Here is a 15,956-nt window from a genome sequence, read left to right on the forward strand (position 1 = left end):
CTCGGGCTGATTTGGGACGGATGTGCGCGAACTGGGCCTTTGCAGGGTCCATCAGAAGAGAAGTCTGATCTGAAGGCCCTAATCGCGCGCGGTCTTTTGCTCGATCGTCCTGCATTGGTCGAGACCTGAGTATTCATTTCGAAAGTGAGAACGGATGGACTTTACCTCAACTCGCGGGAGGCTCCATGGGTCGGGCAGCCCGGGCCAGCAAGAGAACTTGTCGGCTTCCCCGTCGGCAGACGCCCGGCCGACCGCGCTCTCGTGGACGAGTTGCACAGAAGGATCCGGATCTCACGGCCTAGACCCGATTCGTTCAACCCGCGCAAGCCCAGCTGCTGCGCTTAATCCGGAGCCGGAGCGACGATGCACAAACCTTCCGGCAGATCGTCAATGATCAGGATGACAACGGTAGCGCCAACTTCCTGTTCGTGACTGTGAACGATGGTGGTGTTACTGACGGCGGCGCCGACTGGTCGCTGCTGCCGGTTGATCGCCGCGTGCCCGCCGCCCCCCATTGCATATCACTATGACTCTGCCGGGTCTCACAACAGCACCGTCGCAGAGCAGCTCGCAGCACGTCTCGGCTCCCGCCTGCAAGCGGCCCGCATGGCCCGGCAGCAGAACGGCTGATTGCGGAGTACTTTGTGGTAGACGCGAAGCGAGCGCTGATTAGACGATTGTCGCAGGGCGAGCGGCCGGACGATGAGCCGCTGCGCATCGAACGCCTCATCGCCGATCGTGCCCAGGGAGACGCAGGGGAATCGCATTTGGCTTTTCTTTGCCTATTGCATTGGAAAGCAAGCCGGATTTTGAAGCCGACTCCCGAATCATGGAGGGGGTCGGATGCGCAAATTCAAGAAGGCGTTTTGTCGGCTGCAAGACCCGCGGGCAGCCAATGCCAGGCACGATCTTCTGGAGGTGTTGGTCATCGCGCTGGCGGCAACGCTGTGCGGGGCGGAGTCGTGTTCGGACATGGCGGACTTCGGAGAGGCGAAGGAGGAGCTGTTTCGACTGTTCCTTCGCCTGGAGCATGGCGTGCCGAGCCACGATACCTTCAGCCGTGTGTTCCGCCTGCTCGAGCCGGAGGTCTTCGAGAAGGCATTCCGTCGCTTCATGGCGGCCTTCGCCAAGGCCAACGGGGTCAAGCTCACAGGAGTGGTGGCCGTGGATGGCAAGGCGTTGCGCGGCGCCTACGAGCGCGGCGAGAAGGCCACGCCGCTGCATCTGGTCAATGTCTTCGCGGTGGAAGCCCGCATGGCTTTGGCTCAACAAAAAGCGCCGGGTCGCAACGAGACGGCAGGCGCCTTGGAAGTGCTGGAGCTTCTCAGCCTGGAGGGCTGTATCGTCACCGCCGATGCGCTGCATTGCAGCCGCGCCTTTGCCAGTGCGGTGCTGCAACGAGGCGGCGATTACGCGCTTGTGGTCAAAGCCAACCGTGGCCCCTTGTTCAAGGCTGTTATGCAGCAGTTTGCGCGGTCGGGCAAACGCAGCAGTGCCGCACAGATCGACCTCTCCAGTCACGATCGGCACGAAGCGCGGCGTGCCACTGTCATGCGCAATACCAGTCTGGCTACGAACCACAAGTTTCCTGGCGTTGTTGCGGTGGGGCGCCTCACTTCGCGCAGGCGCCTGCGCGGCAAGTCGGCCGATACGCCGGTCGTGCGCTACTATCTCTTGTCCAAATACCTCTCCCCCAAGCGACTGCTGCAAGTCACCCGCAGTCATTGGGGCATCGAGAACCAGCTCCATTGGGTGCTCGACGTTCATTTCGCCGAGGATGGCAATCGCGCCCGGAAGGACAATGCTCCCGAGAACCTCGCCATCTTGCGCAGGCTTGCCCTCAACATCCTGCGAACTCACCCGGACCGCGCCTCGATCCGACGAAAAATCAAGCGCTCCGGCTGGGACGATGCCTTCCTTCTCAGCATGCTTGGCCAAATGCGATAGCCCTGCAGGGAGACGGTAGGGCATGTTCTGCTCTTGCGCAGCAAGTAGCCAAAGAGTCCCGTTGTGTTCCTTCCAGGGCGCCGAGATTTCCTTCGTGAGGCCCCTCGTTCAGCGTTGAACCGTAGCGCTCAATGCTCAATGAAAACCGTTTAATACAACAAATCCCGCATGGGCGCCTAAATTCGGCGTTCCATCGCCTTCTTTCGTGGTTTTGTTGCGCGTATTATCGGTTTGTCCCGCAGAGCGCGATGTTTGATCACTGCGCCTGCTGTGATTCATCGATGAAAGCCCGCCATGTAGCGGATTACGAAGAAAGTCACGGCGACGACGGCGGACGTTACAGCGAGCGAAAACGCTACTCGCGCCAAGAACTGGCCAGGGCTAAGTCCGTCCCATGAACTCATTTTCGTGCTTTGCGTTACGACTCGGATTTGCGCCTGCAGCATGATCGTTACCATACGAACTTTGCGAGTAATCAGCGGAATTCGGTTTGTGCGCGCCGCGAATCGTCGCGCCTCTTGAGGCAGTCACTCTGCAACCCTAAGCTCCATTAGGGGTACAAAATTCCGCTGCTGAGCAACTGACGATGCACAGCTTATTGTCGGCGATACTCGGAAATAAAACCTGGACTCTCGAGTAATTCCCATCGCTGCTTGGGATCGGCAGGGTCGTAGACTTCAAGCGTCAGCGCTACTTCCGGAGCGGTGCGATCGCCTTTCCGTGCGATTGCGAGCTTACCTGCGCTTGAGTTCAACGTTCACACGCGAATGTCGGGTTGCAAACATTTTGCCTCCTGATGGACAGTGGGACAGAACAAAATAGGACAAACTCGAGAAGTACACACAGCCAGGCGAGGTACAGCAGCCTTTTGACAAAAAAGGCACGTTGCTTGCTTGGGTGCAGTGAGCATCACTGGTCTTGCAGGGGCTGTGATGCTGGGGCGGGCCTGACATGATCCAGGGCCATTTCGGGTCCGCCCCGTTATTGCTCGCGAGGCAACATGGAGCAACGTATTCGAGCAGCTTCAGCGGCTATCGCGTTCGCTCATGCGCTCGGTCGCGAAGTCCTCAGCGTGTACGAACATGAAGGCCGTAGGTACAACAGAATCAGAGTCGGTGTAACCGGGAGCATAACAAACGGTTACGACTTCGAAAGTGAATGTCACATCGCCGGTGCGCTACCGAGTATATATCACTTCGGTACGGAGTCGCATTGGCTACTGACGCCCAGGTACCCACGACTCTACAGCGGCCTTGATTATTGCACCTCAACCCACTTCTCCGTGAGAGTGACGGACAATCGTGTCCAGATAGTCGATTGGCGGAGGAATTCCTTCACATACACCGTCTGGTGGGTGGTCCGCGCAATAGAAGGAAGCCGACGATGGAGATTGCGCTAGCAATCGGCGCTGTACTCGTTTTCACCGCAATCACGGTCGCTTGCCTGTGGGCGCTTGGAGGCTGGAGTGGCTGAGTATCTTGGTGAATGAGGCCGATAGAGAAAGCGTTTGTTAGATGGTTCCGGCCGCCTTTTCCGAGATTGGCCGGCGCGAATGCCTCCCGGCTACAGGACCGTGGCCACGTCAGGTTCTCGAAAGCTTGCCCGAGTAGAAGACCTGCTCAGGTGTTTTTGGACGTGAGGCTAGCGTGGACCCGCAAAATTTTGACCCATCGAATTTAACAGCGTGGCCCCAGGTGCAACACGCTGTGCCGCAAGAACATCAAGGGGACCGACCCGGGCAAGAGGCCTTTGAGCAGCAATTGCACGAGGCGCGTCAGGCCGATAATGCGCGGCCCGACGGAGGGCCACGCCGTAGTCCCCGTCCCAATGTGTCTAGCGACAGCCAGCAGTCCCCGGACGAGCTGATGGGTACGCTTGCCAGGAGCAACCTCCTGCCAAGCAAGGAGGTCCTCATCAACAATGAGCATGAGACAGATCAGTTGAGAGCAGCGAAGAGGCCGAGGACCCTGGAGAATCCGCAAGGGATTGCGATTGAGCGGCAGCTGAGCGACGTCGCCGATTCAGGAGGAGGTGGTGGAGCAATGCCGGCCGCCTCGGCGCTGCAGCCGGCTCAGTCAATGGGGATTGTGATACGGGGGCATCAGCGGGACATGCGGCCTGTTTATTCCGAGGATGCTTCCGCTATCTTGGGGCTTGAGGAGGCCCTCATCAAGGGCGGGATGCCCCCCAGCGGGGTGAAGCAGCATGTAAGCGCTCTTCTTAGCTATAGCCGTTGGCTCTTCGAAAAACGCAGACCGAGCATTGTTGCTCGGATGGACAGTAACTCGCTGAGCGATGGCGGTGACGTACGCGAGTTCGTCGGTAAAGGCAATCCCGCGAGACTCATTGCAGCATTAGACCATCTCCGCACCTTTCGGTCGACGGGCGAAGTCAAAGTCGTCGTACGCCCAAGGAGCGGTCGCGCCAAGCTCAATCCTGCCACCCCGAACGTGGCCCCCATCCATTCCGAAAGCGCGGCACTGATGGAACAGAGGCGCCTCGACAACGCCGTTGCGCAGCCCAGCGCGCGCTCGGCGCCGCAGCCGGGTCAGTCGACGGGGATTGTGAGAGGGCACGACATGCGGCCTCCTTCCGAGGATGCTCCCGTTGTCCCGTGGCTTGAGAAGGCCCTCATCGAGGCCGGGACTAGGCGCCTCGACATCGCCGCTGCGCAGCTTAGTGCGTCCTCGGCGCTGCGGCCGGCTCAATCGAGGGGGGTTGTGACAGGGGGGGACATGCGGCCTCTTTATTTCGAGGATGCTCGCGATATCTCGGGGCTCCAGGAGGCCTTCATCAAGGCCGGGTTGCCAAGAGACGCCGCCTGCCAATATGCAAGTCCTCTTCGTAGCTTTGGCCGTTGGCTCTTCGCGAAAAACAAACCAAGCCTTGTTGTTCAGCTCGACAGTGGTTCGTTGAGCGGTGATGTGTCCGGGTTCATGGGAAAGCGTAATCCCGACCGACTCCTTAGGGCAATAAACCATCTCCGGACCTTCCGGTCGACAGGCACGATCGTACGCCCATTCACCAAGCGCGATCCTCACCCCTCGGACGCGGCTCCCATTCATCCCGAAAGCGCGGTACTGATGGAGCCGAGGCGCCTCGACCACGCCATTGCGCAGCACAGCGCGTTGCAGCAAGCCAGTCGGCCCGAAGAGATTCGGGGACTGCGGGATGATCAACCCGCCCCGTCGGCTTTCGTCCAAGGGCAGGTCGCGTTCGATCCGGAGCAGATTTCGCAGGAGGAGCTTCGGCAAGTGCTGGATAATCAACCCATCCCCTCGCCAGTTTCCGTCTCTTCAGAGGAGCTTCAGCGACTGGAAAAAGATGTACATGACGAGCTTGACGTCCGAACGGACGATCACCCTGCCCAGTCGTTCTCCGTCGATCCAGAAGAGTTTACTTTCAATCTAGACCAGTTCTCTCCAGGGGAGCTTCGGCGACTGATTGATGATGACTCCGCGCAACTAGCGGAGCTTCAGGAACGGCGGAATGATCAACCCGCCCCGTCGGCTTTCGTCCAAGGGCAGGTCGCGTTCGATCCAGAGCAGATTTCTCAGGAGGAGCTTCGGCGAGTACTCGATCATCTGGATAATCCCATCCCGTCGCCAGTTTCCGTCCCTACAGAGGAGCTTCAGCGACTGGAAAACGATTTGCATGACGAGCTTGACGGCCGACGGGACGCTCACCCTGCCCAGAACTCCGCGCAACTAGCGGAACTTCAGGAACGGCGGAATGATCAACCCGCGCCCTCGGCTTTCGTCGAAGGGCAGGTCGCGTTCGATCCAGAGCAGATTTCTCAGGAGGAGCTTCGGCGACTACTCGATCATCTGGATAATCCGATCCAGCCGCCAGTTTCCGCCCCTTCAGAGGAGCTTCAGCGACTGGAAAACGATGTGCATGAGGAGCTTGACGTCCGAGGGGACGATCACCGTGCCCAGTCGTTCTCCATCGATCCAGAAGAGTTTAGTTTCAATCTAGAGGAGTTCTCTCCAGGGGAGCTTCGGCGACTGATAGATGATGACTCAGCGCAACTAGGGTACGTTCGGGAACGGTGGAATGATCAACCCGCGCCGTCGGCTTTCGTCGAAGGGCAGGTCGCGTTCGATCCAGAGCAGATTTCTCAGGAGGAGCTTCGGCAAGTACTCGATCATCCGGATAATCCGATCCAGCCGCCAGTTTCCGTCCCTTTAGAGGAGCTTCAGCGACTGGAAAACGATCTGCATGACGAGCTTGACGGCCGACGGGACGATCACCGTGCCCAGTCGTTCTCCATCGATCCAGAAGAGTCTACTTTCAATCAAGAGCAGTTCTCTCCAGGGGAGCTTCGACGACTTCTTGATGATGGACTCCCACAGTTGGAAGTGGATCGTCTAGCCCGCCAGTCGCTGACCTTACCCCCCGGGGCTTAATCCAGTTTGAAGTTCGTTCTGGCCCACGACGAGGACCAGAGCATGAAGCGTAGCCGCTTTACGCGAAAAGCAGATTATCGGGATCTTGAAGGAGCACGAGGCCGGGGTGTCGGTCGCCGATCTATGCCGCAAGCACGGCGTGAGCGCACGCCAGCATCGTTTGTTACCTTGCCGCCCCTTCTCGTTGAATTTCTCTGCCGTCCCACTCGATTGGCCTGACGGACCTCCCTAGCGGTCGTGCTGTTGTGGGTGTTGATTGTGTGCGAATGCCGCCGGAACAAACGGGTGCTCACTCCTCGCAAACCTATACGGGTGCGGTGAGCTAACTCGCGGCCCGCTCTCACGGCCGCGCGTTTTGAGCGGATCACTCTGCAAGCTTAAGGTTCAGGTAGTTCGGGGAGTAGGGCAGGTCAGCGGTTTCGTTAACCTGACAGCACCGAAACGCCCATCTTGGAGGCCATGATCTGATTGGCGCGTCCTTTGTAGAAGACAAGGCAGTCATCATCGCTCAAGACGTGCGCTAAATTGGCTCCATTCAGTGGAAGCGCCTCGCCGCCGACAGCTTGAATGCGCCGATAGCTGTCTTCGTGATGCTTTGGGATGCACCTGTTCTGGCGAGGGGCCATCTGGCTGACGCCGGTGGCTGACTTACTTCTAAAATCATACAGTTCGCTAGAAAGGCGCGACAATTCCAACTTAAGTAAGCCATCTCCCAATGAGCCTGCGAATGCGTGCGTTATCCTCGCTTGCTGATCGTCCCGTGGAAGAACGGGCGGTCTCGGCTCAGTGGTCATCGTGCGGTTGCTCTCTCTTCGGTTTACCACGGCTTTTGGCGGATTCACCAACTCTCCCGCTCGTTTGTATCCATCCGAGCTAAGCCACGGATAAGGGATTACGGATTCCACCGCTTGAGGAGTTCGGGGTCTTCCTTGTGCATCCTGATAAGCTCGATCAGGTTTTCGATGCCGAAGTCGGTGAATGCCAGGACGTCGTCTTCACCTATGCCTTTGCGACGCGATCGATGGTGAAGATGGCATGAACTTTATTGACGTGCATAGCTACGCAGCCCGGGTGGAGAGAGTGTCGACGCAGGAGGCGTCCAGTTCCAGGGCAACAACTCGCATAGGCGGCTCTGTGGGATGTTGGCAAAGCGCGCAAGAACGTCGGCAAGCCAGGCGTTCGGATCGATGTCGTTGAGACGCGCTGTCATGATGAGCGTGGCCACCACGGCAGCCCGCTCGGCTCCACGATCAGAACCGGCGAACAACCATGCCTTTCTTCCTAGTGCAAACCGCGCAGCGCTCGTTCGCCTGCATTGTCGTCAGACAGATCCTTCCCTCATGGACAAAGGGGGCAAAGCCCTCCCAGCAGTTGAGCAGATAATGATTGGCTTGAGCACGTTGGACGAACGCGAGAGCCGGGCAGAGTCCGCCTGGAGCCTAGCCTCAAACGTCGGTCAGCAGTGGTGCGCTTCTCTTCCGGCGGATCTGCAGCCGCTCCTCAGCGTTCAGCCCATAGATGTCGCGTCGATGTCGAACAATTGGTCAATCCGACGAACCGCTTCCAAGAGCGTTGAACCCGCTACAGGCATCGGCCTGCAGGATGCCGGCGAAGTTCTAAAGTTGCCGCCCGGGATGCTCGCCCCGCCGATCACGTGAGGCGTAGAACAGGGCCGCCGGTGGATCTCGCCCACCGAATTGCGCGGCGGCGATCAGGGTGAGACTCCGTATTGCCTCACATATGGATGCTCCCGAGTGCGATCGGATGCCTCATTTATTTTGCTCCCGACTTGGGTTGAGGAGGAGGCCGGGTGCGGAGATGGCCGGGGTTTCGGAGCGCCCGGCCTCCTCCGCTGGCGCCTGGCACATCATTGGGTTGTTGTGACCTCATACCCCGGCGGCGTCTTCTCCGTAGGAACGAACAGTAATGCGTTCGCTTGCTCGCTGCGCCAGGATTTAAGCCGACGTTGAAGCGTTCGAAGAAGCTTGTTCGGATAGGCTCCAGGATATTCCACCTGCAACCGGCAAAGCAGTTCGCTACCAGTCCGCCAGGGCTCGGCCTCAAACCATTTTCGCAAATCTGGCGTCGCGCGGATGAGCGGGTCGGGACGCCGCCGGCCTGTTTTCGCTTTTACGATTGGCCGATCAGTCGGTCACATAGCTCCGTCCTTCCAGGCGGTTCGTAGGCTTGCCAGGAAGAGATCGATCGATTGCGATGCCGCAGCGGGATGGGCGATTGGCTGGGTATCCGCGAGCGCCGCGAGGCGCTCCTGTGCAGCGCGGATATCTCGCAACAACGCGACCGGGTCGAGAGCGGCATAGATTTCTTGGAGATGGGCGCGAACCGCGTCAGGCGTGCGGGCGTCGGCGGCCAAGCGCTGGTGTGGAGTTGCCGGCGCGCTGTATGTCTTGCGCACACGAGCCCCGTCGCGCTGCTTGGCTATCAATTTGAACGAGGGTTGGAAGAAGTTCACGAACAGCCGCGCCGATCGATAGAGTTCAGCCAGCACCTTGGCCGCTTCCAGGCCCTCGAACCGACGATAGCCGACCATCCTGCGCACGACGGCGCCGTTCTTCTGCTCGACGAATGCCTGGTCATTCTTGCGGTAGGGCCGGCAGCGTGTGAAGACTATGTCGGCCGCCTCGCAGTAGGCTTTCAGCGTCTCGTTTATGAACACGGTATCGTTGTCCGTATCGAGGCCGAGCAGCGCAAAAGGCAATTGTTTGCGCAATTCCGTCAACACCGTGCTCAACAGCGTCTGTTCGCGTACGATCAGAGGGGCGCAGTCCGTCTAGCCGGTAGCAATGTCGGTGAGCACGAGGGTCTGGATGAAGCTGCCGCGCGCAGATGGACCGCTATGCGCGACGAGGTCAGCCTCGACGAATCCCGGCGCCGGATCGTTCCAATCTGCCGACGTCCGTATTGGAACACTGCGGCGCAACGAATGCGTCGTGTACCGCCGGAGCTTGCGACCCAATCCTTCTCGGACCCGCACCAATGCGCGGTCGATCGTCGCAGCGCTCATCGCCAAAAGGTTTGGCGCGGATCTCGGGGGCAAGGTCGAGGTGGCCGTGCCGTTCCATCGCCTCAATCAGCGCAGGCATTAACCGCCTTCAGCCGCTTCCCGCAAATCCGGTCTGACGCCTCCCAAAGGAGCACGAGCGCGTTGTGTTCCGCCTCGTTATAGACCCGACGTCGCGCCCGCCGGCCTGAGGGTGCGTCTTCCCGACCTCGAAGTAATCGCATCGCATGCTTGCGATGGAATCCGGTGATGTCGACGAACTCGTCCAATATCCGCGCCTTCTTCGCGCGATCCGAACGCCGATAGCGCGCCTCCGCCGCCGCCGTTAGTTCCTTCCGCGTTGCCATGCTTAGCCACCCCATCTTCGCCCCCGCTCGTTCCCGATCCAAGAGAGCAATTTACGTGAGGCAACGGCTCAGCATCCGGTAACAATTAAGCCGAGGCAATGCGCAACCAGGCGTGGCTCGGACATGCTTTCCAAAACAATCCGAGCCTTATCCTCTTCAGACCAACGCCGCCGCCGGCCGGTTTCCACCACTTCAAGTCGATTCAGCGCATTGATCGTATGGCTGTCCATACGTACAGTTCTCAACCATCAGGCCAGTCCGCTGCACGGCGTTTCTTCTCGGAGGCTTACCGCCGATCGGCACGCACTTCAGAAGCGACTTGGTCTTCAATCAAACCATGCTCAGTAGGCGGTGCTGCAGATCGCGGGCCGCCGGCCTGTCGCGCGCAATCACAAGGCACTCCACCGTGCCAGCTTCTTCGTCTGCGGCAAGCGGGATCACGCCCTCCTTGCGTGTGCGGTCGAATAGAAATCCTTCCTTACCGAAACGATCCCGCGCTGTTTGGAGGGATCGTGATCGAACATTTCTCACGGATAAAATGACGTTGCAACCGGAATAGTCGAAGCCCAGCAGCCGGACGGCAATACTATGTAACACCGAGCCGCCACCCCAGCGGCCGTTCGCTTCATTAAACAGCAACCGTCCGTTATTCGCGAAAATCGCGTCAATGTTGATCATCCCGCGATATCCCAGGTCTCGCGCAAGCGCCACAAATCGATAGGCGTGCGCCTGGGCGGTCAACCATTGCTCGTTCCTCAGGTCACTTGGAAGCTCAAGTCCTGTCCAGATCAGAGCTCTTTCGGATCGATCTGTGCTTTTACGCAGACGTATGTTTCCACTGTTCATGAAAATGATTGAACCATCATCCTCGATTTCATACTCGAGATAGAAAAAAGACCGGGCCAGGTGGTACGATTCCACGACCAGCGTCTTACACGATGGTGTTGTCATCTCAGACCAAAGCGCGTCAGGATCAAACGACGGCCATGGAATTCGCCGGGTATCTCTTGCTCCAGGTAGTGGATCGCTTTCATTGCCGGTCAGGATGACATTTCCGACTCCACCGGCTCCATTGTCCAGCTTTACGATGACGCTGCCGGTCTCGATTCTGAGGGAAGTGACCGCTCTGAATAGTTCGTTTGAGTCCGTCGTGACGGATCCATTGGGCAGCGGAAGTCCGACGCTTGTCGCCAATTGACGGAAGTGGCTCTTGCGGTTCAACAGATCAGGCCCTCGCTGCAAAGCGAAGTCGTCGCCGGTCTGCGGTATGCCCAGCATGGCCGCCAAGCGTGCGACGCCTTCAGTAGAGTAGCAGGGATACAATCGCCAGTTTGATTTATCACGAATATGTCTTTTGATTCGCTCAACGACAGTCTTGGACAGCAGTGTGCAATCGTCAAGGACCGGCGATTGGCGGCCGCCTTCAGGTACAAGCAGACAAAGACTCGATGCGTCGAAATCGAGCGTCGCGCCAATGAAGGATAGCAGATCCGCCGGGATGACTACCGGGGAGACTATCAGGTCGCCGTGCTGGGCAAACCACGCTGAACGGTATGCCGAGTTGGCGGCCAGCGAAAGTTGAGCTGCTGTCAGATCGGCGCCCGACATTTGAGCCGTACCGGCATTCATGATTAAGATCCGCGGCATCCGCGACCTCCGGACATCTGGACGCGATCAGACAGGGATCGTCACGCCAACAATGTTGAACTTGCTGCGCCGTGGTGAGGCGCTGAGCGAAGGTGATTTTGCGCCGTCTCGATGTCACCTGCGATGTAGCGGGAGAGCACTGCCCGCCTCCGATCTGCCGATCTCAAGTGATAGCTCCTTTCGGGCGGATCGCGTGGCGATTTCCTTCAGCAAAAAATGCTGGATCTTGCCCAACGCGGTTTTCGGTAGTTCTTGTGTGAAGATGATTTCGCGCGGCACCTTAAAGCGGGCGAGCTGTGACTGGACATGCGCCGTCAGCGCTTCCGCCTCGACCCGGGCCCCCGGTCGCTTGATCACATAGGCGACCGGTACTTCTTCCCAGCGCGCATCGGGTCGACCGACCACGGCGCATTCCGCGACATCCGGATGGTCCGTAAGCACACGCTCTACTTCTGCCGGATAGATATTCTCTCCGCCCGAAATGATTAGGTTTTTCTTACGGTCGTGGACCCAAATATATCCATCTGCGTCGCAGCGGCCAATGTCCCCAGTGCGATACCAACCATTGCTCAGAGCCTCACGCGATGCCTGTTGATTGCCCCAATATCCGCAGAAAACGTTGGGCCCACGGATTGCGATTTCGCCTGGGGTACCGGGCGGCAACTTGCTGCCCGAATCATCGATGATCGCCGCTTCGCAGCAGAGACCTGCCAAGCCGCTTGAGCCCTCAGGCACGAGATTTCCGCCGAGCTTCGTATACACAGCGATCGGGCAGGTCTCCGTCGAACCGTAAACCTGCAGGACCGGAACGCCGCGCGCGACAAAGCGCTCGACAAGGTGCTGAGGCACCATCGTCGATCCGGTACAGATTGCTCTGAGCGAGGATAGGTCGGTGCTTTCCCATCGACCATTGCTGGCCAGGGCTTGCATCATGGCTGGCACCAGGGCTGCCAGGCTCGGCCGGTCACGCTCGAACGCATCAAGCATGGTCTCCGCCCCAAAGCGGGTGTGGATACTCACCGTCGCGCCGTGATGCAAACTCGGCGTCGTCTGGATGTTCAAGCCACCGACGTGGAAGAACGGCAAAACAGCCAGCGTGTGATCGGCCGAGGTGAGGTCATGCATGTGCTGACTCATGATGCCGTTCCACAGCAACGCTTCCTGACGCAGCACGGCGCCTTTCGGTCGCCCTGTGGTGCCCGAAGTATAGACGATCAGAAGCGGGCAAGACGGCTCCGCGCGAGGATTGCGTCCGTCACCACAGTCTCCGTCCAGGAGATCGTCCAACTTGCAGCCGCCGGGAGGCGTAAAGTCCAATCCGACAAGAGAGGGATGGGGCACTTGCTTCGTCAGGACAGGCAAAGCCGCGCCGAAGCACTGCTCAAGAACGAGCACTTTTGCCCCCGAGTCCGACAAAATGAAAAGGTGCTCGGCGGCCGCAAGACGCCAGTTCAATGGCACGAGGATTGCGCCGAGCCTCGCGCATGCATAGAGCAGCGCCAGATAATCAGGCCTGTTGAGGCTGAGGATCGCGATCCGGTCTCCCCTTTGGACGCCGAGCTGGCTCTTGAAGGCGCGAGCGATCCGCTCGATCCGTCGATTGAGGCTGGCGTAGCTGAGACTTTTCCCTTCGAAATGGATCGCGGTTTTGCCGGGAGTATACGCAGCGTTTCGCTCGATCAGTGTGCAGAGATCCAACTTGTTATCCATGCGCCCCGGGCCCGCACATTACATTTGTCCCGATGCGCTTCAGCCGCAGCCCGAAATTGCTCGGCGAGGCTCCGATCACATGCTTCGGTTGGCCTTTGTACAGGCTATGATCACACGGCATAGGCCGGACCGGGTTCTTGATGGATGTCATGGGTTGCGAACGATGGATATTGCTTGAGGCATCTCAGTCGACTGATCACTCACTCTGTTCTGCTCGGCGGCGGTCGTGTGCATCTGTCGGTAGTGATAGGCACACCACGAAGACAGTTTCTTGCCGCGTCTTTGATATACAGGCTCGCCGCACATATAGGCCGCTCTGGCATCTCCATCTTTGAAGCCGATAATGCAACGGCATTGGCCTTCAATATGGTCGATTAAAAGGACCTTCTTGACGCCGTTGGGCTCTTTCAACGTCCTGCTCCAGAATGCCAAGCAATATCTTCCGATGCCGCGCTGGTCACGCCGAGCGACGCTTGCAGCTCAGGCTCCTTGAGAACCTGCGCCGTTCTGAGGCCCGCCGTCTGTCGCACGTTTGCGCGATGGAAATGCCTTGCCAGCCACGGGAAAGCAGTTTGAACAGAGCGGAAAGCCGGTTCGGCGAACTGATTTTGGCGCGGTGTCGCGCCAGAGGAGGGGCTTGTTTCAGATTCGGGAAGCCGGCGCCCCTCCCTAGGGGCTTCGGATGGAGGTCTGCGTCGATCAATTCTGACCTCATCGGCTCTCAGGTGGCCCGCCCCAGGACAGCCACGTAGTTTCAATTCCGGAGTGGCGAACCATTCAAAGCCGCGTGCGAGCCATCGCGCCGCAATCGGGACTCGCTGCATAGCCCTTTCGGCCGACCCGCCACCGGGGACGAGGATCATGACCGACCATCGGGGCGGCGTGGACCTGACCAGCTGAGACATTCGCAATCCTTCACAATTCCGGCGGAAGACCAAGATCCAACCTCAAGACCGTACAACTTAACGTTACGTCCGATTCAAGCCCTTTTGGGCAGCCGGTGTGAACGCGGCCAAGCTCTCGGGCTGCCGGAAACGGGCCGCCGGCTGGTCTGGTGTCGCACGCATTCAGCGCTGCGAATTCGCGTCAGGAAAGTTCGCCATCCCGTTGAGATCGGCGTTGCTGCCGATGAGCCCATTATCGGAAACGCTCGCCCTTCCGCGACCAAGTGCTCGCTGCCCTTGCAGCCGATTGCGCGCCTGATGTCCTGCGCCGTCATTGAATAGCTGTCACTTCTATCCGGCGCTGACCAAGTGCGGCATCCGACCGATAGTTTTCGATCTGGTGGGCCTGCTGGGGGCGTAGCCTGTAGCCCTTGGGCGTTCGAGGAACGATCGCGCGAATGTTCGGGCGGCCGTCATCCAACGCACGTCGCGGTCGCTGACTTCGCCTGGTGCCGGGGACTATCGCAGCGTCTGATAAAGGCGGTATAGCAGTTGCGCGCGAGGTCCAATCGACGAGATGTAGAGTTGCTCATAATGCGTATGCGCGCCCTTGCCGTCGACGCCAAGGCCGTCAAGTGTCGCGGTATGCGGCGCGGTGAAATTGCTATCGGAGCCGCCGCCGCTGAACGCGTCGAGCAGCTCGAAGCCGAGCTCGGCGGCAAGCTTTTTGGCGTGTTCGTAAAGCGCGGCACCGGCGCTGGTTTTCTCATATGGCGGACGGTTCAATTTGCCTGATACCTTCACCTTGACGCCCTCGGTGCGCGAGCTGATGCCGAGAATCTTCGGCAGCAGCTCGTCGGCATGGGCCATGGTCGGGACGCGCATGTCGACTTGCGCATAGGCCAGTTCCGCGATCACGTTTGGCCTGGTGCCGCCGCGGACGACGCCGACATTGACGGTGATACCGCGCGTGAGATCGTTCATCGCCTCCAGCGTCTGGATCACATGGCCGAGTTCCCGAATCGCGCTGCGGCCGTCCTCGGGTCGCGTACCGGCATGCGCGGGCGCGCCCTTGATGAATACCTCGAAGCGCACAACGCCCTTGCGCCCCGTGATGACCTTGCCGCCGTCGTACGCCGGCTCGGTCACGAGCACGTATTTGGCCCTGCGGCCCTCGGCCTCGATCAGCGCGCGCGAGGTTGGGCTGCCAATCTCTTCGTCCGAGACGTAGAGCTGGGTGATGCCCAGCGGTGGGCGTACGTCATCGGCGCAGATTTGCCGGAATGCATGATAGGCGAGGTAGGCGCCGCCCTTCATGTCGTAGATGCCGGGGCCGAACGCACTGTCGCCGTCGATCTTGAATGGTAGCCGTTCGATGGATCCCATCGGATGGACGGTGTCGAGATGGCTCAAGACTAGAATGCCCGGTACGCCCTGCCCCCAAGAAGAGCGGGTGACCAAATGATCGCCGCAGCCGTCACGCCCCGCAACGCGCTCGACGCTGGCCGGCAGGTCGCGATAGCCTGCTGCGACGACATCAGCCAGTTTGTTGATCTGATCCGGCCGCTCCGTCGGAGATTCGATCACGACCCAGCGGCGAATGCCCTCGAGAATCGGGGCGATTTCGAACGGGTTGCTGGACATCTGACGCCTTTGAATTCGATTGTCATCACGCTGCAAGATGATGAAATATCTCTCACGTCAGAATCGAGGCCGAACATCTAGAGAGTCACCAACCGTTGTGACCCAGGCGTGCCTCTGGATCCGATCTTGCTGCGGCAAAGATGTACGCGCCTGTTGATTCTAACTGAGCTACCAAGGCTGGTAGTTTTCGACGGGGATTATGTGGCCTCAAGAAGAAGGCCCCTTCTGGACTTGGCCGTTCTGGTGAGCTGTAATTATTCTGATCAGGACCTTCCCTGCGACATCCGCGCAAATCGCATTGGCCTGACCAGTTGACCCCCACGCGTCCAAACGCGGGAGGTCGCCG

7 protein-coding genes and 3 pseudogenes are annotated in these 15,956 nt (G+C 59.2%); 3 read left to right on the plus strand and 7 right to left on the minus strand.

Features of this window, described 5'->3' with window-relative positions; all coding sequences use genetic code 11:
- Window positions 1-843: 843 nt before the first annotated feature.
- The 3 genes and pseudogenes from YU9_RS0139805 to YU9_RS44270 all read left to right on the plus strand — a co-directional run.
- A complete protein-coding gene (locus tag YU9_RS0139805; protein WP_027577648.1) occupies window positions 844-1,947 on the plus strand; it encodes an ISAs1 family transposase in 1,104 nt (367 codons plus the stop codon).
- A gap of 1,865 nt (window positions 1,948-3,812) precedes the next feature.
- A complete protein-coding gene (locus YU9_RS49520; protein WP_245266754.1) occupies window positions 3,813-6,356 on the plus strand; it encodes a DUF1513 domain-containing protein in 2,544 nt (847 codons plus the stop codon).
- A gap of 42 nt (window positions 6,357-6,398) precedes the next feature.
- Window positions 6,399-6,501, plus strand: a pseudogene (locus YU9_RS44270) (transposase); the annotation flags it as partial.
- 277 nt (window positions 6,502-6,778) lie between these two features.
- Here YU9_RS44270 and YU9_RS48725 read toward each other — a convergent pair.
- The 7 genes and pseudogenes from YU9_RS48725 to YU9_RS0139855 form a co-directional block, all read right to left on the minus strand.
- Entirely contained in the window at window positions 6,779-7,198 is a 420-nt protein-coding gene (locus tag YU9_RS48725) for a hypothetical protein (RefSeq protein ID WP_156952417.1), read from the minus strand.
- Window positions 7,199-7,398: 200 nt separating this feature from the next.
- Window positions 7,399-8,053: pseudogene (locus tag YU9_RS47095) on the minus strand (transposase); the annotation flags it as partial.
- Between the two features lie 170 nt (window positions 8,054-8,223).
- Window positions 8,224-9,740, minus strand: a pseudogene (locus YU9_RS44275) (ISNCY family transposase).
- A 315-nt stretch (window positions 9,741-10,055) separates the two neighbouring features.
- Complete coding sequence (locus YU9_RS0139845) at window positions 10,056-11,372, minus strand: peptide ligase PGM1-related protein (RefSeq protein WP_027577652.1); 1,317 nt, start codon at window positions 11,370-11,372, stop codon at window positions 10,056-10,058.
- 114 nt (window positions 11,373-11,486) lie between these two features.
- Complete coding sequence (locus YU9_RS44280) at window positions 11,487-13,070, minus strand: class I adenylate-forming enzyme family protein (RefSeq protein ID WP_051380700.1); 1,584 nt, start codon at window positions 13,068-13,070, stop codon at window positions 11,487-11,489.
- A gap of 159 nt (window positions 13,071-13,229) precedes the next feature.
- Window positions 13,230-13,493 (minus strand): hypothetical protein, encoded by a 264-nt coding sequence (locus tag YU9_RS48730; protein ID WP_156952418.1) that lies wholly within the window; start codon window positions 13,491-13,493, stop codon window positions 13,230-13,232.
- A gap of 992 nt (window positions 13,494-14,485) precedes the next feature.
- Complete coding sequence (locus YU9_RS0139855) at window positions 14,486-15,610, minus strand: M20 family metallopeptidase (protein WP_027577653.1); 1,125 nt, start codon at window positions 15,608-15,610, stop codon at window positions 14,486-14,488.
- Window positions 15,611-15,956: the final 346 nt, after the last annotated feature.

It is taken from the genome of Bradyrhizobium sp. WSM1743, from assembly GCF_000473065.1.
In the GTDB taxonomy this organism is placed as follows: domain Bacteria; phylum Pseudomonadota; class Alphaproteobacteria; order Rhizobiales; family Xanthobacteraceae; genus Bradyrhizobium.